The organism is Pseudomonas sp. Pse35 (assembly GCF_024519715.1).
In the GTDB taxonomy this organism is placed as follows: domain Bacteria; phylum Pseudomonadota; class Gammaproteobacteria; order Pseudomonadales; family Pseudomonadaceae; genus Aquipseudomonas; species Aquipseudomonas paracarnis.
In genome coordinates, this window is record NZ_JALJRP010000002.1 from 252,013 (window position 1) to 274,378 (window position 22,366).

Here is a 22,366-nt window from a genome sequence, read left to right on the forward strand (position 1 = left end):
AAAAGAAAAAGGCTTGCCGCAGCAAGCCTTTGGAAGAAGGGCATCAAGCTTGCTGGCGATGCTTTTTTTCCAGCTTCTTCTTGATGCGGTCACGCTTGAGCGTGGACAGGTAATCGACAAACAGCTTGCCGTTGAGGTGGTCGCATTCATGCTGGATACACACCGCCAGCAGGCCTTCGGCAACCAGTTCGAAAGGCTTGCCGTCACGGTCCAGCGCCTTGATCTTCACGCGCAGCGGGCGTTCCACATTTTCGTAGAACTCCGGTACCGACAGGCAGCCTTCCTGGGATTCGCCCATCTCTTCGGTCAGCGGTTCGAACTCAGGGTTGATGTACACCCGAGGTTCGCTGCGATCTTCCGACAGGTCCATGACCACGACACGCAGATGCACGTTGACCTGGGTAGCGGCGAGGCCGATGCCCGGGGCTTCATACATTGTTTCAAACATGTCATCGACCAACTGACGAACCTTGTCGTCCACTACGGCCACCGGCTTGGCGATCGTGCGCAGGCGCGAGTCGGGAAATTCGAGGATGTTCAAAATAGCCATAAGCGTAATTGCTGCACATGTGAGGAAGAGACAAATCGGCGGTGGGATGGACCCATACGGCCGGTGTGAAACGCTCGGAAGCCGCGAAGGCCATGGCATTTCACGCGAACGCACATAATAAAGGAGATTCACCCCATGAGGAAATCGCTACTCGTCTTGCTGCTGTGGGCCCCGTTCGCCACGGCGTTGATTGCGCAACCCACTGAGCGCCTGGATCAGGCAGCGCAACAGGCCATCCAGCATTTTTTACTGCACAACCGTATTTTTGACTCGCCCGAGGACCTGGATAACGCGCCTTATATTATTGCGGCGCAAGGCGGGCGCGTGCTGGGTGCCAACGACGAGCGTGTGCATGCGCGCGGGCGTCTGGACCCGGCCCAGCCGAGCTACGGGATCTTTCGGCGAGGCAAGGCCTACACCGACCCCGTTACCCAGGAGTTACTCGGCATCAATGCCGACGACATCGGCACTGCGCGCTTTGTGCTTGCCGACAGCCTCACCACCCTCGCAGTGCAACGGGTGACCCAGGAAATCCGCCCAGGCGACCGCTTGTTGCGCGCCGAGCCTCCCGTTGCTTTGGCGAACCTGGAGCCGTGCAAACCTGCACCCTTGATTACAGGGCATATCATCGACATCCCCAAGGGCGTCACGCAGATTGGCGTGCTCGACGCTGTGACCCTGAACAAGGGCCGCCGCGATGGCCTGGTGGAGGGCCAACTGCTGACGGTGATCAAGGCTGGCGCCACCGTGCGAGACGCCCTCACCGGCACGCCCACGCCACTCCCGGATGAGCGAGCCGGCACCCTTCTGGTGTTTCGTACCTATGAAAAGCTCAGCTATGCCCTGGTGCTCAGTGCTTCACGGTCGCTAGCCGTGCAAGACCGTTTCGAGACGGCTGATCAAGCGCAATAAATAGCCTGCTAAATAAGTTACCAACAGAGTTATCCACAGCTTGTTCCGGTCAAGGATGATCATATGAATCCGATAAACAGTAGCGATATTTCCCCGGCAGAGCTGGAAGCCCGGCTACGCTTGCACAGGCTGCCAGAACTGGGGCCCAAGCGTTTTCACGTATTGATCGAAGCCTTTGGTTGCGCTTCCAAGGCCCTGAGTGCTCCCGCCAGCGCCTGGCATTCCCTCGGTTTGCCCGCCGTCAGTGCCGAGGCCCGACGTAGCCCCAAAGTCCGTGACGGTGCCAGTGAAGCGTTGGCCTGGCTGGGGCGCCCGGCCCAGCATTTGCTGATGTGGGACCAACCTGATTACCCGGCGTTGCTCGCGCAGATCGACGATGCGCCGCCGTTGTTATTCGTGGCGGGCGACCCCGGTATTCTGGAAAAACCACAGTTGGCCATGGTGGGAAGTCGGCGTGCCTCTCGCCCGGGCATGGACACGGCAGCGGCCTTTTCCCGTAGCCTGGCGAGCGCCGGTTTTGTCATCACCAGTGGGCTGGCGGTGGGCATTGACGGCGCGGCGCACCAGGCGGCATTGGACGTAGGCGGCCATACCATCGGCGTGCTCGGCACTGGCCTGGAAAATTTTTATCCACAGCGCCATCGCAGGCTCGCCGCGGCGATGATTGCCCAAGGCAGCGCCGTGGTTTCCGAATTTCCGCTGGATGCAGCGCCCCAGGCCGGCAATTTCCCACGGCGCAACCGGATTATCAGCGGGCTGTCGTTAGGCGTGCTGGTGGTGGAGGCCAGTATGGCCAGCGGCTCGCTGATCACCGCACGCCTGGCGGCGGAGCAAGGGCGCGAGGTGTACGCGATTCCGGGTTCCATCCACCACCCCGCCGCCAAGGGCTGTCATCAGCTGATCCGTGATGGCGCGGTGCTTGTGGAAACCATCGAGCACATTCTTGAAAGCCTGCGCGGTTGGCAGCGGTTGTCCCATGCTGCGCCGGTGCCCGTGATCCATCCGTTGGTGGCGCTGCTGCACGCGGCACCGCTTAGCAGCGAAGCCTTGGCGATTGCCAGCGGTCGGCCGTTGTCCCAAGTACTGGCCACCCTGACGGAACTGGAGTTGGAGGGCCAAGTGATTTGCGAAAGCGGGCGCTGGCTGGCGCGGTGCCCGCTTTTGTAATGGCCCGTTTTTGGCGCTAGGTTTTGTAACGAAGATCGGTAAACTGCCCAGAGCTTTAGTCCGGAGAGTAAACAATGGTCAACAGGTGGCGTGTGCTGGAAGCCGCACGGGAAATTCGCGCAGGCGCAGTGATCGCCTATCCGACCGAAGCGGTTTGGGGCCTGGGCTGCGACCCGTGGAACGAAGAAGCAGTGGATCGACTGTTGGCGATCAAGAACCGCTCGGTCGACAAAGGCCTGATCCTGGTGGCGGATAATATTCGTCAGTTCGACTTTCTGTTTGAAGATTTCCCGCAAACGTGGATCGAACGCATGGCCAGCACTTGGCCAGGGCCGAATACCTGGCTGGTGCCCCATCAAGACTTGCTGCCTGAATGGGTCACGGGTGTGCATGACACCGTAGCGCTGCGGGTCAGTGATCATCCGTTGGTGAGAGATTTGTGCGCCCAGGTCGGCCCGTTGATTTCCACCTCGGCCAACCCTCAGGGCCGCCCGGCGGCCCGCACGCGGCTTCGCGTAGAGCAGTATTTTCGCGGGCAAGTGGACTTGGTGTTGGGCGGCGCCCTGGGTGGGCGCAAGAACCCGAGCCTGATTCGGGACCTGGTGACGGGTGATGTGGTGCGCCCCTCGTAAGGTGCAGCTCGTTCCCACGCTCTGCGTGGGAACGATCTTAAGGCAGCAGAATGGTTGAGCCAGTCGTGCGCCGCGCCGACAACTCCGTCTGCGCTTTGGCCGCCTCCGCCAGCGGGTAGCGCTGGTTGATATCAATGCGCACCTTGCCGCTCTTGATCATCGAAAACAGATCGTCCGCCATCGCCTGCAAGTTTGCCGCACTGTTGGCGTAGGTCGCCAACGTTGGCCGGGTTACGTACAGCGAACCCTTCGCCGACAGAATCCCCAGGTTCACCCCATCCACCGCACCCGACGCATTGCCGAAGCTCACCACCAAACCCCGTGGCGCCACGCTGTCCAGTGAGGTCAGCCAGGTGTCCTGGCCGACGCCGTCGTACACCACCGGGCACTTCTTGCCGTCAGTCAATTCCAGTACGCGTTGTGCGACATCTTCCTTGCTGTAGTCGATGGTTTCCCAGGCGCCGAGGGATTTGGCCAGGGCGGCCTTTTCCGGCGAGCTGACCGTGCCGATCAACTTCACCCCCAGGGCCTTGGCCCATTGGCAGGCCAGGGAACCCACGCCACCCGCAGCGGCGTGGAACAAAATGGTTTCACCGCCTTTGAGCTCATAGGTCTGGCGCAACAGGTATTGCACGGTCAGGCCTTTGAGCATGGCGCCGGCGGCCTGTTCGAAGCTGATCTCATCCGGCAGGTGCACCAGGTTGGCCGCAGGCAACACATGCAGCTCGCTGTAGGCACCCAGCGGGCCGCTGCCGTAGGCCACGCGGTCGCCAACTTTGAATTGGCTGACTTCACTGCCCACCGCGTCCACCACGCCAGCGCCTTCCGCACCAAGGCCCGATGGCAGCGCGGGCGGCGCGTAGAGGCCACTGCGGAAGTAGGTGTCGATGAAGTTCAGGCCGATGGCCTCGTTGCGCACCCGAACCTGCTGTGGGCCAGGCTCCGCTGGCGTGTAGTCCACATATTCAAGTACTTCGGGGCCGCCATGGGCGCTGAACTGGATACGTTTGGCCATCTGCACTTCTCCTTGGGTTCGAATCTGCGTAGCCCCCTATCGGACTCCTAAGCTTGATCCTCGTCAACTGCTGTGCACCTAAGTGCAGTGGCATCTAGGCGCAGTGGTATCCTGTGCGCCCATTTGCCGCCGACGCCCCATGGGCCTCGCGTAGCTTTGCCCGATTCAAGGTGATGCCATGACTACCCGCACCGAGGCCGTTAAAGCCTACCTGCTTGACCTGCAAGACCGCATTTGCAGCGCCCTGGAAACCTTCGAGACGGACACTCGCTTTATCGAAGACGCCTGGACCCGGCCAGCCGGCGGTGGCGGTCGTACCCGTGTGATGGAAAACGGTTCGGTGATCGAAAAAGGCGGTGTCAACTTTTCCCACGTGTTTGGCAGCGGTCTGCCACCGTCTGCCAGTGCCCATCGCCCTGAACTGGCGGGCCGTGGGTTTGAGGCCCTGGGTGTGTCGCTGGTGATCCATCCGCATAACCCGCATGTACCGACTTCCCACGCCAATGTGCGGTTTTTCATCGCTGAAAAAGAAGGCGAAGAACCGGTGTGGTGGTTCGGTGGTGGCTTCGATCTCACCCCGTATTACGGCAATGAAGAAGACTGCATTCATTGGCACCGCGTGGCCGAGAAGGCCTGTGCACCGTTTGGCCCGGACGTGTACTCACGCTACAAGGCCTGGTGTGACACCTACTTCCACATCAAGCACCGCAACGAGCCCCGTGGCATCGGTGGCCTGTTCTTCGATGACTTGAACGAGTGGGGCTTTGACACCTGCTTCGCCTTCATCCGCGCCATCGGCGATGCCTACATCGATGCCTACCTGCCGATTGTGCAGCGTCGCAAGGCCATGGCGTACACCGAGCAACAACGCCAGTTCCAGGAGTTCCGCCGGGGCCGCTACGTTGAGTTCAACCTGGTCTATGACCGTGGCACCCTGTTCGGCCTGCAATCGGGCGGGCGTACGGAGTCGATCCTGATGTCGCTGCCACCTCAGGTACGCTGGAGCTACGACTGGAAGGCCGAAGCCGGCAGCGAAGAGGCGCGCCTCACCGACTACTTCCTGCAAGACCGTGACTGGCTCGGCGTTGCCGCGCCCAAGGCGGCGGTGTGATGGACCGTTATGTTGTGTTCGGCAACCCCATCGGCCATAGCAAATCGCCGCTGATTCATCGTCTGTTCGCTGCCCAGACCGGCGAACAACTGCACTACAGCACGATGCTCGCGCCGTTGGAGGACTTCACCGCCTGTGCCCGTGAGTTCTTCCAACACGGCCGTGGCGCCAACGTGACCGTGCCGTTCAAGGAAGAGGCCTATCGCTTGGCCAATACCCTGACCGAACGGGCGCAGCGCGCCGGCGCCGTAAACACTTTGAGCAAATTGGCTGACGGCACGTTGTTGGGCGACAACACCGACGGCGCGGGCCTGGTGCGCGACTTGACGGTCAATGCCGGGCTGAGCCTGCAAGGCAAACGCATCCTGTTGTTGGGCGCCGGTGGCGCGGTACGCGGTGCGCTGGAGCCGTTGCTGGCGCAGCAACCCTCGTCGTTGATCATCGCCAACCGCACCGTGGAAAAGGCCGAGCGACTGGCTGAGCTGTTCGATGACCTGGGCCCGGTGTCTGCCAGTGGTTTCGACTGGTTGCGGGAGCCGGTGGATGTGATCATCAATGCCACGTCGGCCAGCCTGTCAGGCGATGTACCGCCGATTGCCGGCAGCCTGATCGAGCCGGGCAAGACCTTCTGCTACGACATGATGTACGCCAAGGAACCCACCGCATTCTGCCGCTGGGCGAGCGAGCAAGGCGCGGCGGTGGCGATGGATGGCCTGGGCATGCTGGTGGAACAAGCGGCGGAAGCCTTCTTGCTGTGGCGCGGTGTGCGTCCGGATTCGGCGCCCGTACTGGCCGAACTGCGCCGGCAATTGGCCTGATCCCACACGCTGATGTGGGCACACTTAATGTGGGAGCTGGCTTGCCTGCGATAGCAATAGGTCAGTTACCCATGTGCTGGCTGATCCACCGCTATCGCAGGCAAGCCAGCTCCCACAGTTGATCGGGTTTAGTCTTCGAAATGGAGGGGGCAGTTATCCGGCCCCTCCAGCTTCATCAATTCCTCGACCACCTGCGGCCTGGCCCCACGCAACGTCAAGCTACGGCCCAACCCCGCCAACCGCCGCGCCTCCTGGTGCAGCATCTCCACCCCGGAATAGTCGATAAAGTTGATCTGCTGCGCCTCGATCACCACCCGCTCACCCTGCAGACGTTGCAGGCGCACTTGCAGGTAATGGCTGGCGCCAAAAAAGATCGAGCCGCCCACCCGCAACACATCCGCTTCACCGTCGCGCCAGTGTTGCACCCGTGGCTGCGAGGTGCGCTTGAGGTAGAAAAACAGCGACGCCAGTACCCCGGCATAGATCGCCGTTTGCAGCTCCAACAACAAGGTGGCGACACAGGTCAGGCTCATCACCACAAATTCGGCGCGGCTGACCCGGAACAGCGCACGAATGCCGCGGTGGTCCACCAGGCCCCAGCAGATCAGCAGGATACTCGCCGCCATGCTCGGGATCGGAATATGCGCAATCAACGCTGCGCCAAATAACGCGAATAACGCCACCCACAGGGCCGAAAACACCCCCGCCAATGGCGAACAGGCACCCGCCTCATAACTGAGGCCCGAGCGGGTGAACGATCCGGCTGACAGGTAGCCGGAAAAAAATCCGCCCACGATGTTGGATAAACCCTGGGCGCGTACTTCCTGGTTGGCGTCGAGCAGTTGTTGCGAGCGGGCGGACAGCGAACGGGCAATCGACAGGCTGGTCACCAACCCCAACATCCCCACCGCCACGGCACTGGGCAGCAGGCGCAGCACCAGATCCAGATCCATCGGCAACGGGCTGAACGGCGGCAGTTTGCCAATAAACGAACTGACCCGTGCCACATGCCCGAACATCGCCGGCCACAGCCATGCCGCCACGCTGCCCAACACCAAGGCGATCAACAGTGTCGGCCAGCGTGGCACCAGGTACTTGAGCAGCATACCTGCCAGCAACGTACCCAGCCCCAGGGCCAGGGACGCGTGGTCCCACTCGCCACGGTGGTCGATCAGCGCCAGCAGGCCATTGATAGCCGTGGCCTGGCTCGGTAAATCCAAGCCGAGCAGGTTGGGCAGTTGCCCCAAGGCGATTACTACGGCGGCGCCCAGGGTGAATCCCAGCACCACCGAATGGGAGACGAAGTTCACCAACGCGCCGAAGCGCAGCAGGCCGAGCAACCACTGGAACACCCCGGCGAGGAAGGTCAGCAACAGGATGAGGGTAATGTAGTCCTGGGAGCCTGGCACGGCCAATGGGCTGATGCTGGCGTAAAGCACAATGGAGATGGCGGCCGTGGGCCCGCAGATCAGGTGCCAGGACGAGCCCCACAGGCAGGCGATCAATACCGGGATGATGGCGGCGTAGAGCCCGTATTCGGGAGGGAGACCGGCGATCAGTGCGTAGGCAATCGACTGCGGCAGCGCAAGCACAGCGCCGCTGAGGCCGACGATGGCATCCCGGCCGACGCTGGCGCGGGTTTGGCGCGGCAGCCAGCGCAGGAAGGGCAAAAGTGTATGGCGGTTGGGCCGGGGCATCGCAGGCTCGGGTAAAGGGTTTTGGCAAGAGTATCAATGCATGGGTACTTGTGGGAGCTGGCTTGCCTGCGATGCTGGCGCCTCGGTGTGACAGGCATACCGGGGTGATGCTATCGCAGGCAAGCGAGCTCCCACAGGGTCAGCGGCAAGCGTCAAAGTGATCGTTCCCACGCTCTGCGTGGGAATGCTGCTCGGGACGCTCTGCGTCCGATTTTAACGTCAGAGTTTGGCTTTTACCGCTGGCAACGCCTCCTGGCCATCCAGGGTTTTCACGCCCTCCAACCATTGGTCCAACACTGCCGGGTTGGCCTTGATCCACGCCTTCGCCGCCTGCGCATTGCTGACCTTGTTGTTGGCCACGTCAGCCATGATGCTGTTCTCCATGGCCTGGGTAAAACTCAGGTTGGTCAGCAGTTTGCCGACATTGGGGCACGCTTGTGCGTAACCCTTGCGAGTCAAGGTATAGACGCTGCCGGTGGCACCAAAGTACTGCTCGCCGCCCTTGAGGTAGCGCATTTTCAGTTGCACGTTCATCGGGTGCGGGGTCCAGCCGAGAAAGGTGATAAAACGCTGTTTTTTCACCGCTCGCGAGACCTCTGCGAGCATCGCCTGTTCGCTGGACTCGATCAGCTTCCACTGCCCCAGGTCGAAATCATTTTTCTTGATGATTTCCTGCAACGAGATATTGGCCGGCGCGCCGGAGCCGATGCCGTAGATCTTCTTGTCGAACTTGTCGGCAAATGTGTTCAGGTCGGCGAAGTCATGCACCCCGGCGTCCCACACATAGTCCGGCACGGCGAGGGTGAACTCGGTGCCCTCCAGGTTCTTCGCCAGTTGCACCACATCGCCATTGGCCACGAACTTGTCGTAGAAGCCTTGCTGCGCCGGCATCCAGTTGCCGAGGAAGACATCCACCTGGCCGTCCTTGAGCCCGCCGAAGGTAATCGGCACCGCCAGGGTGTCGACCTTGGGTTGATAGCCCATGCCCGTCAGCAAGAAACTGGTGATAGCGTTGGTGGCGGCAATATCGCTCCAGCCTGGGTCGGCCATCTTTACCGTTTCGCAGCGCGTGTCTGCGTACACCTGGGCGCTGCTGAGCATCACCAAACTCAGTACCACGTTCAACTTTTGCATGGCCTTCCCTCTGTCTACTTATTGGTTTTGGCAGGGTTGTGGAAAACGTGCTTTGCGCTCCAGGTCATCAAGGTCGATATGGTTGCGCATGTACTGCTGACTGGCGTCTACCAGTGGCTGGTGATCCCAGCTCTTGAGCTTGCCATGGGTCAGCGCATCAAACACCAGGCGGCGACGGCGTTGGCTGGCGAGCACCTGTTGATGGATCGCCGGGATATCCCATTTAGCCCGCGCTTCACGCAAGAACGCCTCGAACAATGGCCGATGTTCAGCTGACTGGCTGAGGTTTTCCTGCTCGCTCGGGTCGTTGTGCACATCGAACAATAGGCAAGGATCGTCCTCGCTGTAGATGAATTTGTAGGCGCCCCGGCGAATCATCATCAATGGGCTGACGGTGCCTTCGGCCATGTATTCGCCAAACACTTCGTCATGCCCGCCCTGCCCCTGCAAGTGCGGGACCAGTGAGCGGCCGTCCAGCGGCAAGTGCGGGTCCAGTTCCCCGCCGGCCAATTCCACCAGGGTGGGCAACAAGTCGGCGGTCGACACGGCCTGGGTGACGCGGCCAGCGGCGAACTGCCCCGGCGCACTGATCAGCAGCGGCACGCGGGCGGCCATTTCAAACCAGTGCATTTTGTACCAGAGGCCGCGCTCGCCAAGCATGTCGCCGTGGTCGCCAGAGAAAATGATCAGGGTGTCGTCGGCCAGGCCGGTGTCTTCCAGGGTCTGCAGCAGCTTGCCGACGTTGCTGTCGATGTAGCTGCAGGCACCGAAGTAGGCGCGGCGGGCGTCGCGGATCTTATCCACAGGCAGCGGTTTGTCCCACAAGTCATAAACCTTGAGCAGCCGCTGGGAATGCGGGTCGAGGTCGGCCTGGGGCGGCGTCGCGGGCATTGGGATGTCGGTGTCTGCGTACAAGTCCCAGAACGGCTTGGGAATGGTGTAAGGGTCGTGGGGATGGGTCATCGACACCGTCAGGCAAAATGGCTGGTCACCTTCCTCACGGATATGGTCGAACAGATATTGCTGGGCTTTGAACACCACCTCTTCGTCGAAATCCAGCTGGTTGGTGCGCACGCACGGTCCGGCTTGCAGCACCGAGGACATGTTGTGATACCAGGTAGGTCGTACGTCTGGCTCATCCCAGTTCACTGCCCAGCCGTAGTCGGCGGGATAGATGTCGCTGGTCAGGCGCTCCTCATAGCCGTGTAACTGGTCGGGGCCGCAGAAGTGCATCTTGCCCGACAGTGCGGTGCGGTAGCCCAGGCGGCGCAAGTAGTGGGCATAGGTCGGCACATCGGCGGGGAAATCGGCGGCGTTGTCGTAGGCGCCGATCTTGCTCGGCAACTGGCCGCTGACCAAGGTGAAGCGCGACGGTGCGCACAGCGGGCTGTTGCAATAGGCGGCGTCGAACACCACGCCTTGTGCCGCCAGGCGGCTGAGGTTGGGCAGCTTGATCGGGGAAGGCCCGTAGAACGGCAGCATCGGCGCGGCCATCTGATCGGCCATGATGAAAAGAATGTTCTTGCGCTTCATGGTTTCTCGGCATTCCATAGGCAGTGTTTATGCCAATGAGCATGCGGCCCACGAATTATGGGGTAAAGCCCATGAGCAGCAATGACTAGGATAAGTTGAGCTTATGTATGAAGCGCTGGGTGACCTCTCTCTCGATTTGCTGCGCGCCTTTGAGGCAGCGGCGCGTCATCGCAGTTTCACCGCGGCCGCGATGGAGCTGGGCACCACCCAACCGGCGGTCAGCCAGCAAATCAAACGCCTTGAAGAGCAACTGGCGATCCGCCTGTTTGATCGCATTTACCGCGGCATCGAACTGACTGACGCCGGTGCCCTGCTGTTCGAGCATGTGCAAGGCGGCCTGCAGAACATCAACCAGGGGCTCGGCGCCATCACTCAACAAAGCCAGCATGAAGTGCTGCAAGTCGCCACCGACTTTGCCTTCGCCGCCTATTGGCTGATGCCACGCCTGCATCGTTTTCACCAGGCCAACCCGCAGGTGGATGTCAGCCTGGTCACCAGTGAGCGCAACCCGGCCACCCTGCGCAGCGATATTGATGTGGCGGTGCTGTTCGGCGATGGCCGTTTCAAGCAGGGCGAGAGCCTGTGGTTGTTCAATGAGGAAGTGTTCCCGGTGTGCAGCCCACAGTGGCTCAAGGAGCAGGTCGCGCCCCTGACGGTGCAGACCTTGCAAGACTGCCCGTTGCTGCACCTGCGCCAGGAAAACAACAGCCAGTGGTTTGACTGGAACGGAGTGTTCCGCGAACTGGGTATCACGGCTGCGCCGACCCCTGGGCAATTGCGCTTCGACAACTACACCTTGCTGATCCAGGCCGCGATTGCCGGCCAGGGCGTCGCCATCGGCTGGCGCCACCTGGTGGATAACCTGCTGGAGCAGAATTGGCTGTGCCGGCCGATCAGCTCCACGGTGACCTCGCGCTTGGGCTATTACGTGGTGCAACCCCAGCGCAAACGCCGCGGACAGTTGGTGGACCGCTTTGTCGAGTGGCTTGTGGCGGAACAGGCCAACAGTGCGCACTCGTTGACCGGGCTGGCCCTGCCGTCGATTGCGGTCTAGGATCGGCGCACAGTGGAACCGGAGTCAGTCATGCAACGTATCAAGGGCTACCACGCCCATATCTACTTCGACGCCAGCACGCTTGAGCAGGCGCGCACGCTCTGTGAAGACGCCGCCAAGTTGTTCCCGCTGCGCATGGGCCGTGTGCACGAGCGGCCCGTGGGCCCGCACCCGGATTGGAGTTGCCAGCTGGCGTTCGAGCCGGAATATATCGGCGTGGTGTTGCCGTGGCTGGCGCTGCATCGCAATGGTCTGGTGGTGTTCCTGCACCCTGAAACCGGTGACGACCTCAAGGACCACACCGATTACGCCATCTGGATGGGCGCGATGCGCGAGCTGGACTTGTCGATTTTTTAACCTTCCTTACCCGATAAATCCGCGGCCTTCCCTAAGTAAAAACAAGAATGTTTGTAGGATTTATCTTGTCTTGTCTCATTATATGGGATTGATATTTATATATTGAGATATTCCGCTCCCTAGGTTTATATTCGCCCATCTGCTTTTTTCAGCACCCACTCATTTCAGGTGAAGCGATGCAGGCGCAATTGATCGCGCTCGATTGGGGGACCAGCTCCCTTCGTGCTTACAAACTTGGTCCCGCGGGCGTTGTGCTGGAACAGCGCTCGCAAGCCTGGGGCATCATGCATTTGCCCACAGAGCCCCGGGAAATAGCCGGTGTGCTATGCACTGACGGCTTTGAACTGGCGTTCGATAGCGCCTGCGGCGATTGGCTTGATGCCCAGCCCGGGCTGCCGGTAATCGCTTGCGGCATGGTCGGCAGCGCACAGGGTTGGAGCGAGGCGGCCTATCGCAGCACGCCGGTGGATGTCGCCAGTCTCGGCCAGGCGTTGCATGGCATACGCAGCCTGCGTGGGGTGCAGGTGCATATCGTGCCGGGGGTGATCGAGCAAGTGGGTCTGCCTAATGTCATGCGTGGCGAAGAAACCCAAGTGCTCGGCGTACTGCAAGGCCTTGGGCCCCAGGTGTTGATCGGCCTGCCCGGCAGCCATTCCAAGTGGGTCGAGGTGGTGGAAGGCCGCATTACCCATTTCGATACCTTCATGACTGGCGAAGTGTTTGCGGTGTTGAGCAAGCACAGCATCCTGGGGCGTACCCAACAAGCGAGCGAGCAGTTCCAGGCCGAGGCGTTTGATCAAGGCGTGCGCGTGGCGCTGTCCAACGATGGCCAGCGTGGCGTGCTTTCAACCCTGTTCAGTGCCCGTACCCTTGGGCTCACTGCGCAGCTGGCGCCCGACCAGCAACCCGATTACCTGTCTGGCCTGCTCATCGGCCATGAGCTCGCCGGCTTGCCAGATTCGGCCAAACATCAGCCGATCATCCTGGTCGGCGCTGCTGCACTTTGCGCCCGCTATCAACGCGCCCTCGCCCATTGCGGATTTGCCCACGTCAGCCTGGCGCAAGAAGCCACCGAGCGTGGCCTGTGGCAACTGGCGCAAGCCGCCGGGCTCATTCGACCTGTACTGGAGGCCTGACATGCTCAAGCAAGCACTCGCACAAAACGGTTTGATCGCCATCCTGCGCGGCCTACGCCCCGACGAAGCCCAGGCGGTCGGCCAGGTGCTGTACGACGCGGGTTTTCGCGTGATCGAAGTGCCGCTCAACTCGCCAGACCCCTACACCAGTATCCGTACCCTGCGCGACAGCTTGCCCGCCGATTGCCTGATCGGTGCCGGCACGGTGTTGACGCCTGAGCAGGTCGAACAGGTCAAGGCGGCCGGAGGCCAGGTGATCGTCATGCCCCACAGCGATGCCAAGGTGCTGCGTGCCGCCAAAGCGGCGGGCCTGTACTTGTCGCCTGGGGTAGCCACGCCTACCGAAGCCTTTGCCGCACTGGCCGAAGGCGCCGATGTGTTGAAGCTGTTCCCGGCCGAGCAGATGGGCCCTTCAGTGATCAAGGCATGGCTGGCGGTATTGCCGGCGGGCACGTTGCTGCTGCCGGTGGGCGGCATTACCCCGGACAACATGCAGGTGTTTACCGACGCCGGCGCCAAGGGCTTCGGATTGGGTTCCGGGCTGTTCAAGCCGGGCATGACAGTGGATCAGGTTGCGAGCCGTGCCCAGGCTTATGTCGCCGCCTGGAAAGCCCTGAGCTGAGAGCATATTCCGCGCCCACAGGCGCTGCATCTATAAGAGAGACAAGAGATGAAAATCACCAAACTGACGACCTTTATCGTTCCGCCGCGCTGGTGCTTCCTCAAGGTCGAAACCGACCAGGGTGTGACCGGCTGGGGTGAGCCTGTGGTCGAGGGCCGCGCTCACACGGTGGCTGCCGCTGTCGAAGAACTGTCCGACTACCTGATCGGCAAAGACCCACGCAATATCGAAGATATCTGGACCGTGCTCTATCGCGGCGGCTTCTACCGAGGTGGCGCGGTGCACATGAGCGCCCTCGCCGGCATCGACCAGGCGTTGTGGGACATCAAGGGCAAGGCCCTCGGTGTATCGGTCAGCGATCTGCTGGGCGGCCAGGTGCGTGACAAGATCCGTGTGTACTCATGGATCGGCGGTGACCGCCCCGCCGATACTGCCCGTGCCGCCAAAGAGGCGGTGGCCCGTGGCTTCACAGCCGTGAAAATGAATGGCACCGAAGAATTGCAGTTTGTCGACAGCTTCGAAAAAGTCGACCTGGCCCTGGCCAACGTCGCTGCCGTGCGCGATGCGGTCGGCCCTAACGTGGGTATCGGCGTCGACTTCCATGGCCGCGTGCACAAGCCGATGGCCAAGGTGCTGATGAAAGAGCTCGACCCGTACAAACTGATGTTCATTGAAGAGCCGGTGCTCAGCGAAAACTACGAGGCGCTGAAAGAACTGGCCCCGCTGACCAGTACGCCGATCGCCTTGGGTGAGCGCCTGTTCTCGCGCTGGGATTTCAAGCGGGTGCTCAGCGAAGGCTACGTCGACATCATCCAGCCGGACGCCTCCCACGCAGGTGGTATCACCGAAACCCGCAAGATCGCCAACATGGCCGAAGCCTACGACGTGGCCCTGGCCCTGCACTGTCCGCTGGGCCCGATTGCCTTGGCGGCATGCCTGCAACTGGATGCGGTTTGCTACAACGCGTTTATCCAGGAGCAGAGCCTGGGTATTCATTACAACGAAAGCAACGATCTGCTCGACTATGTGCGTGATCCAGGCGTATTCGACTATGACCAGGGCTTTGTGAAGATCCCCAACGGCCCAGGTCTGGGCATTGAGATCAACGAGGAGTATGTGGTTGAGCGCGCGGCCATCGGCCATCGCTGGCGCAATCCGATCTGGCGCCATGCCGATGGCAGTTTTGCCGAGTGGTGATTTCCACCTGATTGAAACGCGCTAAAAAATGTGGGAGCAGGCAAGCCAGCTCCCACATTGAGCGCGTTCCTTCCTCAACAAATATAAAAAGAGGCACCCCCATGCACCCTGAATCCCTCACCGGGCAGGCTTCTTTAGTCACGCCTAGCAGAAAGCGCTTTTTCATCATGGTGCTGCTGTTCATCACCGTGGTCATCAACTACCTCGACCGTAGCAACCTGTCGATTGCCGCGCCCGCGCTGACCAGCGAGCTGGGGATCGATCCGGTGCAAGTCGGGCTGATTTTTTCTGCCTTCGGCTGGACCTACGCCGCCATGCAAATCCCGGGTGGCTGGCTGGTAGACCGGGTGCCGCCGCGCATTCTCTACACGGCCGCCCTGCTGCTGTGGTCGATTGCCACCGTGATGCTCGGTTTCGCCGCCAGCTTTATCGCGCTGTTCGTGCTGCGCATGGCCGTGGGCGCGTTGGAGGCGCCGGCCTATCCCATCAACAGCCGTGTGGTCACCACCTGGTTTCCCGAGCGCGAGCGCGCCACGGCTATCGGCGTCTATACCTCCGGGCAATTCGTCGGCCTGGCGTTCCTCACTCCGGTACTGGCGTGGCTGCAGCACCAGTACGGCTGGCACATGGTGTTTGTGGTGACCGGTGGCGTCGGCATCCTGTGGGCCGCGATCTGGTACGCGGTGTACCGCGAGCCCAAAGATTTCAAAGGCGCCAACGAAGCCGAAATCCAACTGATCCGCGACGGTGGCGGGCTGGTGGACATGCAGGCTAAAACCGTCAAGGCACCCTTCAGCTGGACCGACCTCGGCATCGTGCTGAGCAAACGCAAGCTGTGGGGCATCTACCTGGGCCAGTTTTGCCTGAACTCCACGCTGTGGTTCTTCCTGACCTGGTTCCCGACGTACCTGGTGAAATATCGCGGCATGGACTTTATCCAGTCTGGCTTGCTGGCCTCCTTGCCGTTCCTGGCCGCGTTTGTGGGCGTGCTGTGTTCTGGGGTGTTTTCCGATTGGCTGATTCGCCGTGGGGCATCGGTGGGCTTTGCGCGCAAGTTGCCGATCATCAGTGGGCTGCTGATTTCCACGGCGATCATCGGGGCCAACTATGTGGACTCGACGGGGTGGGTCATCGCGTTTCTGGCGGTGGCGTTTTTCGGCAATGGCCTGGCGTCGATCACCTGGTCGCTGGTGTCGACCTTGGCGCCTGCCCGTCTGTTGGGGCTGACCGGCGGGGTGTTCAACTTCATCGGCAACCTGGCGGCAATTGCCACGCCTATCGTGATTGGCTTTCTGGCCAGTGGCTCGTCATTTGCGCCGGCCATTACCTACATTGCGGTCCTGGCGCTGCTCGGCGCGCTTTCCTACATATTGCTGGTCGGCAAAGTCGAGCGGATCGAGCTGTAAAAAGGGCGACCTTCGGGTCGCCCTTTTTTCGTTCTACGGCACCGACATCTCGTTGCGAAATATATTGTGCGGGTCCCAGCGCTGCTTGGTACGGCGCAAGCGGCTTTCGATCATCAGATCGGGAAAGAAGATTTTGTACCACTGGGGGTTTTTGCCGTTGGCCGGATTACCGCCTGTGTAGGTCATGTCGAGGTCGGGGTAATTGATGTAGCAGCCTTCGAACGCATTGTTGAGCGGTACGCCTTGCGCATCGGCAAACGCATTGACGTACAGCCCTCGGATCCAGTCGGCATGGGCTTGATCCGCGGCCGCGCTGTCGCCGTGCCAGTAACACTGGGGTTGCCACTTGAGGAGGGACGAACGCTGGGCGGCCGACGACTCCTTGCGTACGGGCGCGCTGGCGGCGTTGATCTGGCCGCCGAAGGACTGAATCTGGATCAGGCTTTGTGTCAGGTGGTTGTCAGGGTCCGGCCAGGTCAGGGTAGTCCAGATGGCCTGTAGCACTTGGGGGCTGAACTCACCTTTCTGATAGGCCGATTTATAGCGCCCACGCTGATTGTCTCCCGAACCATTCAATGTTTGCTCGCACACCAGCCAGTCCAGGCGCCGCGCCGCAGCCTGGGCGGATGAGACTGAGTCGATGGGGCGCCCGCCGGCTGTGCCGGGCGGCAAATGGACCACATGAAACGGCACCAGCGACTCGGTGGCAGGTAAGCCGATGGCCGTGAGCATCTTGTCGACAAAATCATCGAAGGGCGCACGGTCGTTCAGCTCCCCCTCCTTGTCCACATAATGGATACCCAAGGTGATATTGCCTGTGTGCTCGTGGCGCATTTCCAGTTTGGTCGCCAGGCCCCAGGTGTCCGGGTTGCTCTGATGACTGGCGAACCATCGCTGGTAAGCCACCAGCAGATTGCTAAGTGCATCCTGGGTCAGCGCTGACCAATCCCATTCCAACACCAGCCACAGTACTTCTTTGGGGGCCGGTGGCAGGTCCTTGAAGTAATAGCTGGTGATAATGCCGAATTGACCACCCCCCGCACCGCAGCACGCGGCGAACAGGTCCAACTCGTCCTGTTGGGTGCTGTTCCTGCTGACATGGCGCGGTTCTAGCCCTTTGCCTTGGCTGTCAGGCACCAGGATATCGACCCCGCTGAGCCAGTCACACACCAGTCCATACTTGCGCGACAGCAGCCCATAGCCGCCACCGCAAATGTGTCCGCCCAGGCCCACGCTATAGCATGAGCCGCCGGGCAAGGTTTTGTTGGCCAGCTTGTACAACGCGCCATAGGCGTCCCAGTTCTGGCCGCCGGCCTCCAGGCGAAAGCGGTAGCGAAAGGGCTGCGTGGGGCGCAGCTCGGAACCGATCTGGCCGTTGGCATCGTAGATCACTCGGTTCAGCGCGCTGATATCCAGGATCGACAGCACCTCATTCGGGCTGTCGGGCATCTTGTTGGCGACAAACCCTTCGTAGCAATGACCGCCGCTGCGTACGGTGATGCGTCCATTGGGCAGGGCCAATGCCTGGGCGGCGGCGTCCATGATGTCTTGCGGGCTGCGGCAAAGGTAAATCAGGTTGGCGCCATTGGGCGAAGACTGGCCCTGCACATTGCCCAAGGGCCAGCGCAGATTGAAACCCTTTTGCAGGGTTGAGTGACGACGGTCTGAAACGGTGACGAGATCAAATGCCATGATGTACTCCTAAGAGCCAAGAATGACTTCTGATGCGGCTAACTTAACGACCGAGGGGCAAGGACTGCGGGGCTTGCGAAGGTGGTTAGACGGCAAAGGGCACGAAGTGCATTAAAAAAGGAGGTGGGCGACATGCCCACCTCTTTTGAAGCCTAGCGTATAAGCTGCGGTCGTTGCGCCGTGCAACTTACTTGCGTGCGTTGCGCACACCTTCTGACAGCGCTGCGCACAGGGTCAGCACGCCATCAATGGCTTGCTGGTCGTTCTTGGCCGTGGCGATGTGATCGATCAGCGCCGAACCCACTACCACCCCGTCCGCCAAGCGTGCGATGGCCGCTGCCTGGTCGGGTGTGCGGATACCAAAGCCGATGCTGATCGGCAGGTCGGTATGGCGGCGCAGGCGGGCCACGGCTTCTTCGACGTGTTCCAGGGTGGCGGCACCCGCCCCGGTGACACCGGCGACCGACACGTAATACACAAACCCGGAGCTGCCATTGAGCACAGTAGGCAGGCGCACGTCATCGGTAGTCGGCGTGGTCAGGCGGATAAAGTCGATACCTGCGGCCTGGGCCGGGTCGCATAGCTCGCCGTTGTGCTCGGGGGGCATGTCCACCACGATCAGGCCGTCGACGCCAGCTGCCTTGGCATCGGCAATGAACTGCGACACGCCGTATTTGTGGATCGGGTTGAAATAGCCCATCAACACCAGCGGCGTGTCGTCGTTGTCCTGGCGGAACTCGCGAACCATCTGCAGGGTTTTCAACAGGTTCTGCTTGGCGGCCAGTGCGCGGATATTGGCCAGCTGGATGGCCGGGCCATCGGCCATCGGGTCGGTGAAGGGCATGCCCAGCTCGATCACATCGGCGCCGACGGCCGGCAAGCCCTTGAGGATCGCCAGCGAGGTGTCATAGCCGGGGTCGCCAGCGGTGACGAAGGTCACCAGGGCGGCGCGATTTTGTTCTTTAAGTTGCGCAAAGCGGGTTTGCAGGCGGCTCATCAGTGTTTCTCCTGCTTGGACTGTTCCATATGGTGCATCACGGTCTGCATGTCTTTGTCGCCACGGCCCGAGAGGTTGACCACCATCAGGTGATCTTTGGGCAAGTTTGGCGCGCGCTTGAATACTTCAGCCAGGGCGTGGGCGCTTTCCAGTGCCGGAATGATCCCTTCCAGGCGGCAGCATTTGTGGAAGGCTTGCAGGGCTTCGTCGTCCGTTACCGAGGTGTACTGGACGCGGCCGATGTCATGCAACCAGGCGTGTTCCGGGCCGATGCCGGGGTAGTCCAGGCCTGCGGAAATCGAGTGGGCGTCGATGATCTGGCCGTCGTCGTCCTGCAGCAGGAAGGTGCGGTTGCCGTGCAGCACGCCCGGTACGCCGCCGTTGAGGCTGGCAGCGTGCTTGCCGGTTTCGATGCCATGGCCTGCGGCTTCAACACCGATGATCTCGACGCTGGTGTCATCCAGGAATGGGTGGAACAGGCCCATGGCGTTGGAACCGCCGCCGATGCACGCCACCAGGCTGTCCGGCAGGCGGCCTTCCTGGGCCTGCAGCTGGCTGCGGGTTTCCTTGCCGATCACGGCCTGGAAGTCGCGCACCATCGCCGGGTATGGGTGTGGCCCGGCCACGGTACCGATCAGGTAGAAGGTGCTGTCGACATTGGTTACCCAGTCGCGCAGGGCTTCGTTCATGGCGTCTTTGAGGGTGCCGGTGCCGGCGACCACGGGGATGACCTCGGCGCCCAGCAGCTTCATGCGGAACACGTTGGCCTGCTGGCGCTCGATGTCGGTGGTGCCCATGTAGATCACGCATTGCAGGCCAAAGCGCGCCGCCACGGTTGCGGTGGCCACGCCGTGCATGCCGGCGCCGGTCTCGGCGATGATGCGTTTCTTGCCCATGCGCCGGGCCAGCAGGATCTGGCCGATGCAGTTGTTGATCTTGTGCGCGCCGGTGTGGTTGAGCTCTTCGCGCTTGAGGTAGATCTTGGCGCCGCCGCAGAACTCGGTCAGGCGTTCGGCAAAATACAGCGGGCTTGGGCGCCCGACATAATCGCGCTGAAAGTAGGCCAATTCTTCGTTAAACGCCGGATCTACCTTCGCCGCTTCGTATTCACGGGCCAGGTCGAGAATCAACGGCATCAGGGTTTCAGCGACGTAGCGGCCGCCGAACGCACCAAACAGGCCGTTGGCGTCAGGGCCGTTGCGTAGATCGGTCTGGGACTGAGTCATGGGACGCTCCAGGAAAAATGTGTTTAAAGGCAATGACGGTCACTCTACTCGTGACGCCTTGGCCTGAAAACCGATAAGATCGCCGCAACCTGTCAGGAAAACTCACAGATGAGCCGCGACCTTCCTCCCCTCAACGCCCTGCGCGCTTTTGAAGCCACCGCTCGCCTTAACAGCGTCAGCCAGGCTGCGGAGCTATTGCACGTGACCCATGGTGCGGTCAGCCGCCAGTTGAAAGTGCTGGAGGAGCACTTGGGCGTGAGCCTGTTCATCAAGGATGGGCGCGGCCTTAAACTCACAGATGCTGGCGTCAGGCTACGAGATGCCAGCAGCGAGGCTTTCGAGCGGTTGCGCGACGTGTGCGCCGAACTCACCCAACGCGGCGCTGACGCGCCCTTCGTTCTTGGTTGTTCAGGCAGTTTGCTGGCGCGTTGGTTTATCCCTCGGCTGGGGCGGTTGAATGCTGACTTGCCGGATTTACGCTTGCACCTGTCGGCAGGCGAAGGCGATCTGGACCCGCGCCGCCCGGGGCTGGATGCCTTGCTGGTATTCGCTGAGCCGCCGTGGCCGGCGGATATGCAGGTGTATGAGCTGGCCAGCGAGCGCATCGGCCCGGTCTTGAGCCCCCGCTTCGCCGGTTTTGAACAACTGCGTCAGGCCCCAGCGTCGGATCTGCTGGAGCAACCCTTGCTTCACACCACCTCACGTCCGCAAGCCTGGCCCAGTTGGGCACGGCAACACGGCCTAGAGCCCGGCGCGCTGAAACTCGGCCAGGGGTTTGAGCATTTGTATTATCTGCTGGAAGCGGCGGTTGCCGGCTTGGGAGTGGCAATTGCGCCAGAACCGCTGGTGGCAGAGGACCTGCGAGCGGGTCGCCTGGTGGCGCCTTGGGGGTTCAGTGAAACCCCGGCGCACCTGGCGTTGTGGCTACCCAAGCGCGCCGCAGACGGGCGCGCCGGGCAGTTGGCGCAATGGCTCAAGGCTGAGCTGTTGCGTCAACCGATGTAACCGGTCAATCAGTCACCGCGTTTGCACAGCAGATAAGCCGCCAGCAGGCCCAGCGCGCCAACGGCGACACCGGCGGTCGTCCAGGGGTGCTCTTGTGCGTAGTCACGGGTGGCAGCGCTGGTTTCGCGGATTTTGACTTTGCTTTCTTCGTAGGCGTCGCTGATCAGGTGGCGAGAGTGCTTGAGGGCGTTCTCGGCATTGCTTTTCAAGGCCTTCAGCGTTTTGCGCGACTCATCGGACGCGTCGTCCTTGAGGCTCTCCAGCGATTTGAGCAGGCTCGAAATCTCGGCTTCCATGCTTTCCAGCGACGCTTTGCGTAAAGAAGTGTTGGCCATGTGGACATCTCCTGAAGTGATTGAGTAGCGTGTGTAGATACCGACTGCGCCGGTTTCAGAAAGTGCAGTAATTCTGAACTTTCGCCTCCCAACGGTCGCCTGAAGCAGTACGCACATTCGCTGCTAGTCTTGATTGACGACCTAAAGGAGAAACGCCATGAGTGATCATCACACGTACAAGAAAGTCGAACTGGTAGGCTCTTCCACCACCAGCATCGAAGACGCGATCAACAATGCCCTGGCTGAAGCCAACAAAAGCATCAAGCATCTGGAGTGGTTTGAGGTGACCGAAACCCGTGGTCACATCAAAGATGGCAAGGCTGCGCACTTCCAGGTCACGCTCAAAGTGGGATTCCGCATTGCCAGTAGTTGATCGGCAGAGTTGAACTTTGCCCGCTGGCCGATTGCCATAACCTGCGCTACAAACAACGGGTGCCGACGCGATGAGCGTCGGCACGCTCTTTTTGATCAGCGCAAGGAAAGTAACGGATGAAGAAGTTTCTGTTAGCGGTAGGGTTGTTGAGCATTGCGGGTACCGCTATGGCGGCGGGCAAGCCTTGTGAAGAGCTGAAAAGCGAAATCGCAGCGAAAATCGACGCCAACGGCGCTTCGGGGTATTCGCTGGAAGTGGTGGACAAAGGTGCTACGCCAAGTGACCAGAAAGTAGTTGGCACCTGCGAAGGTGGCACCAAGGAAATTGCCTACAAGCGCGGCTAACCCCGTGCTGTATAAGCGACGCACCTGTGGCGAGGGAGCTTGCTCCCGCTGGG

23 protein-coding genes are annotated in these 22,366 nt (G+C 61.1%); 14 read left to right on the forward strand and 9 right to left on the reverse strand.

Features of this window, described 5'->3' with window-relative positions; genetic code table 11:
* Positions 1 to 43 precede the first annotated feature (43 nt).
* Positions 44 to 550: a peptide deformylase gene (gene def / locus OC445_RS01820; RefSeq protein WP_262019919.1), complete on the reverse strand. Its 507-nt coding sequence runs from the start codon at positions 548 to 550 to the stop codon at positions 44 to 46.
* 135 nt (positions 551 to 685) lie between these two features.
* Between def and OC445_RS01825 the strand changes: the two genes are divergently transcribed.
* The 3 genes from OC445_RS01825 (at position 686) to OC445_RS01835 (ending at position 3,261) form a co-directional block, all read left to right on the forward strand.
* A complete protein-coding gene (locus tag OC445_RS01825) occupies positions 686 to 1,462 on the forward strand; it encodes a hypothetical protein (RefSeq protein WP_034129195.1) in 777 nt (258 codons plus the stop codon).
* Between the two features lie 63 nt (positions 1,463 to 1,525).
* Positions 1,526 to 2,629, forward strand: coding sequence for a DNA-processing protein DprA (gene dprA, locus OC445_RS01830; RefSeq protein WP_054898864.1), 1,104 nt, complete (start codon positions 1,526 to 1,528; stop codon positions 2,627 to 2,629).
* Between the two features lie 74 nt (positions 2,630 to 2,703).
* Positions 2,704 to 3,261 carry an L-threonylcarbamoyladenylate synthase gene (locus OC445_RS01835; RefSeq protein WP_034129197.1) on the forward strand — a complete coding sequence of 186 codons (558 nt, stop codon included), beginning with the start codon at positions 2,704 to 2,706 and terminating at the stop codon, positions 3,259 to 3,261.
* Between the two features lie 37 nt (positions 3,262 to 3,298).
* Here the strand turns inward: OC445_RS01835 and OC445_RS01840 are convergent, their stop codons facing one another.
* Positions 3,299 to 4,276, reverse strand: coding sequence for a quinone oxidoreductase family protein (locus OC445_RS01840; protein ID WP_198790686.1), 978 nt, complete (start codon positions 4,274 to 4,276; stop codon positions 3,299 to 3,301).
* A 178-nt stretch (positions 4,277 to 4,454) separates the two neighbouring features.
* Here OC445_RS01840 and hemF point away from each other — a divergent pair, with 178 nt between their 5' ends.
* Positions 4,455 to 5,387 (forward strand): oxygen-dependent coproporphyrinogen oxidase, encoded by a 933-nt coding sequence (gene hemF / locus OC445_RS01845; RefSeq protein ID WP_054898863.1) that lies wholly within the window; start codon positions 4,455 to 4,457, stop codon positions 5,385 to 5,387.
* Entirely contained in the window at positions 5,387 to 6,205 is an 819-nt protein-coding gene (aroE, locus tag OC445_RS01850; RefSeq protein ID WP_057975195.1) for a shikimate dehydrogenase, read from the forward strand. The genes hemF and aroE overlap by 1 nt, the downstream gene beginning before the upstream one ends.
* 128 nt (positions 6,206 to 6,333) lie before the next feature.
* Here aroE and OC445_RS01855 read toward each other — a convergent pair whose 3' ends face one another.
* The 3 genes from OC445_RS01855 to betC form a co-directional block, all read right to left on the reverse strand.
* Entirely contained in the window at positions 6,334 to 7,902 is a 1,569-nt protein-coding gene (locus tag OC445_RS01855) for a SulP family inorganic anion transporter (protein ID WP_105225270.1), read from the reverse strand.
* A gap of 219 nt (positions 7,903 to 8,121) precedes the next feature.
* Positions 8,122 to 9,036, reverse strand: a complete 915-nt coding sequence (gene choX / locus OC445_RS01860) for a choline ABC transporter substrate-binding protein (protein WP_181125170.1) — start codon at positions 9,034 to 9,036, stop codon at positions 8,122 to 8,124.
* An 18-nt stretch (positions 9,037 to 9,054) separates the two neighbouring features.
* Entirely contained in the window at positions 9,055 to 10,569 is a 1,515-nt protein-coding gene (betC, locus tag OC445_RS01865; protein WP_198790685.1) for a choline-sulfatase, read from the reverse strand.
* Positions 10,570 to 10,672: 103 nt separating this feature from the next.
* Between betC and OC445_RS01870 the strand changes: the two genes are divergently transcribed.
* From OC445_RS01870 to OC445_RS01895, 6 genes are all read left to right on the forward strand, one after another.
* Positions 10,673 to 11,623, forward strand: coding sequence for a choline sulfate utilization transcriptional regulator (locus OC445_RS01870; RefSeq protein ID WP_181125168.1), 951 nt, complete (start codon positions 10,673 to 10,675; stop codon positions 11,621 to 11,623).
* Between the two features lie 30 nt (positions 11,624 to 11,653).
* Positions 11,654 to 11,980, forward strand: a complete 327-nt coding sequence (locus tag OC445_RS01875) for a DOPA 4,5-dioxygenase family protein (RefSeq protein WP_198790684.1) — start codon at positions 11,654 to 11,656, stop codon at positions 11,978 to 11,980.
* Between the two features lie 176 nt (positions 11,981 to 12,156).
* The gene (locus tag OC445_RS01880) at positions 12,157 to 13,116 is read left to right on the forward strand and encodes a 2-dehydro-3-deoxygalactonokinase (protein WP_057975192.1); all 960 of its coding nucleotides are present in this window, start codon (positions 12,157 to 12,159) and stop codon (positions 13,114 to 13,116) included.
* 1 nt (position 13,117) lies between these two features.
* The gene (locus OC445_RS01885) at positions 13,118 to 13,738 is read left to right on the forward strand and encodes a 2-dehydro-3-deoxy-6-phosphogalactonate aldolase (protein ID WP_057975191.1); all 621 of its coding nucleotides are present in this window, start codon (positions 13,118 to 13,120) and stop codon (positions 13,736 to 13,738) included.
* A 48-nt stretch (positions 13,739 to 13,786) separates the two neighbouring features.
* Complete coding sequence (dgoD, locus tag OC445_RS01890) at positions 13,787 to 14,935, forward strand: galactonate dehydratase (protein WP_003187297.1); 1,149 nt, start codon at positions 13,787 to 13,789, stop codon at positions 14,933 to 14,935.
* A gap of 101 nt (positions 14,936 to 15,036) precedes the next feature.
* Positions 15,037 to 16,341 carry an MFS transporter gene (locus OC445_RS01895; RefSeq protein WP_032894350.1) on the forward strand — a complete coding sequence of 435 codons (1,305 nt, stop codon included), beginning with the start codon at positions 15,037 to 15,039 and terminating at the stop codon, positions 16,339 to 16,341.
* A gap of 33 nt (positions 16,342 to 16,374) precedes the next feature.
* On the opposite strand, the gene OC445_RS01900 is transcribed toward OC445_RS01895, so the two are convergent.
* The 3 genes from OC445_RS01900 to trpB all read right to left on the reverse strand — a co-directional run bounded on the left by OC445_RS01900 (position 16,375) and on the right by trpB (position 20,256).
* Positions 16,375 to 18,033, reverse strand: coding sequence for an FAD-dependent oxidoreductase (locus OC445_RS01900; RefSeq protein ID WP_262019920.1), 1,659 nt, complete (start codon positions 18,031 to 18,033; stop codon positions 16,375 to 16,377).
* A gap of 187 nt (positions 18,034 to 18,220) precedes the next feature.
* Positions 18,221 to 19,030 carry a tryptophan synthase subunit alpha gene (gene trpA, locus OC445_RS01905; RefSeq protein ID WP_072445694.1) on the reverse strand — a complete coding sequence of 270 codons (810 nt, stop codon included), beginning with the start codon at positions 19,028 to 19,030 and terminating at the stop codon, positions 18,221 to 18,223.
* A complete protein-coding gene (trpB, locus tag OC445_RS01910; protein WP_072445695.1) occupies positions 19,030 to 20,256 on the reverse strand; it encodes a tryptophan synthase subunit beta in 1,227 nt (408 codons plus the stop codon). The genes trpA and trpB overlap by 1 nt, the downstream gene beginning before the upstream one ends.
* Before the next feature lie 108 nt (positions 20,257 to 20,364).
* Here trpB and OC445_RS01915 point away from each other — a divergent pair, with 108 nt between their 5' ends.
* On the forward strand, positions 20,365 to 21,261 hold the full coding sequence (locus tag OC445_RS01915; RefSeq protein WP_054897253.1) for a LysR family transcriptional regulator: 897 nt from the start codon (positions 20,365 to 20,367) through the stop codon (positions 21,259 to 21,261).
* Between the two features lie 8 nt (positions 21,262 to 21,269).
* On the opposite strand, the gene OC445_RS01920 is transcribed toward OC445_RS01915, so the two are convergent.
* Complete coding sequence (locus OC445_RS01920; RefSeq protein WP_003187304.1) at positions 21,270 to 21,596, reverse strand: YqjD family protein; 327 nt, start codon at positions 21,594 to 21,596, stop codon at positions 21,270 to 21,272.
* A gap of 157 nt (positions 21,597 to 21,753) precedes the next feature.
* Between OC445_RS01920 and OC445_RS01925 the strand changes: the two genes are divergently transcribed.
* Complete coding sequence (locus tag OC445_RS01925) at positions 21,754 to 21,969, forward strand: dodecin (protein WP_005783406.1); 216 nt, start codon at positions 21,754 to 21,756, stop codon at positions 21,967 to 21,969.
* Positions 21,970 to 22,085: 116 nt separating this feature from the next.
* Entirely contained in the window at positions 22,086 to 22,313 is a 228-nt protein-coding gene (locus OC445_RS01930; RefSeq protein ID WP_034129210.1) for a DUF1161 domain-containing protein, read from the forward strand.
* The last annotated feature ends 53 nt before the right edge of the window (positions 22,314 to 22,366 follow it).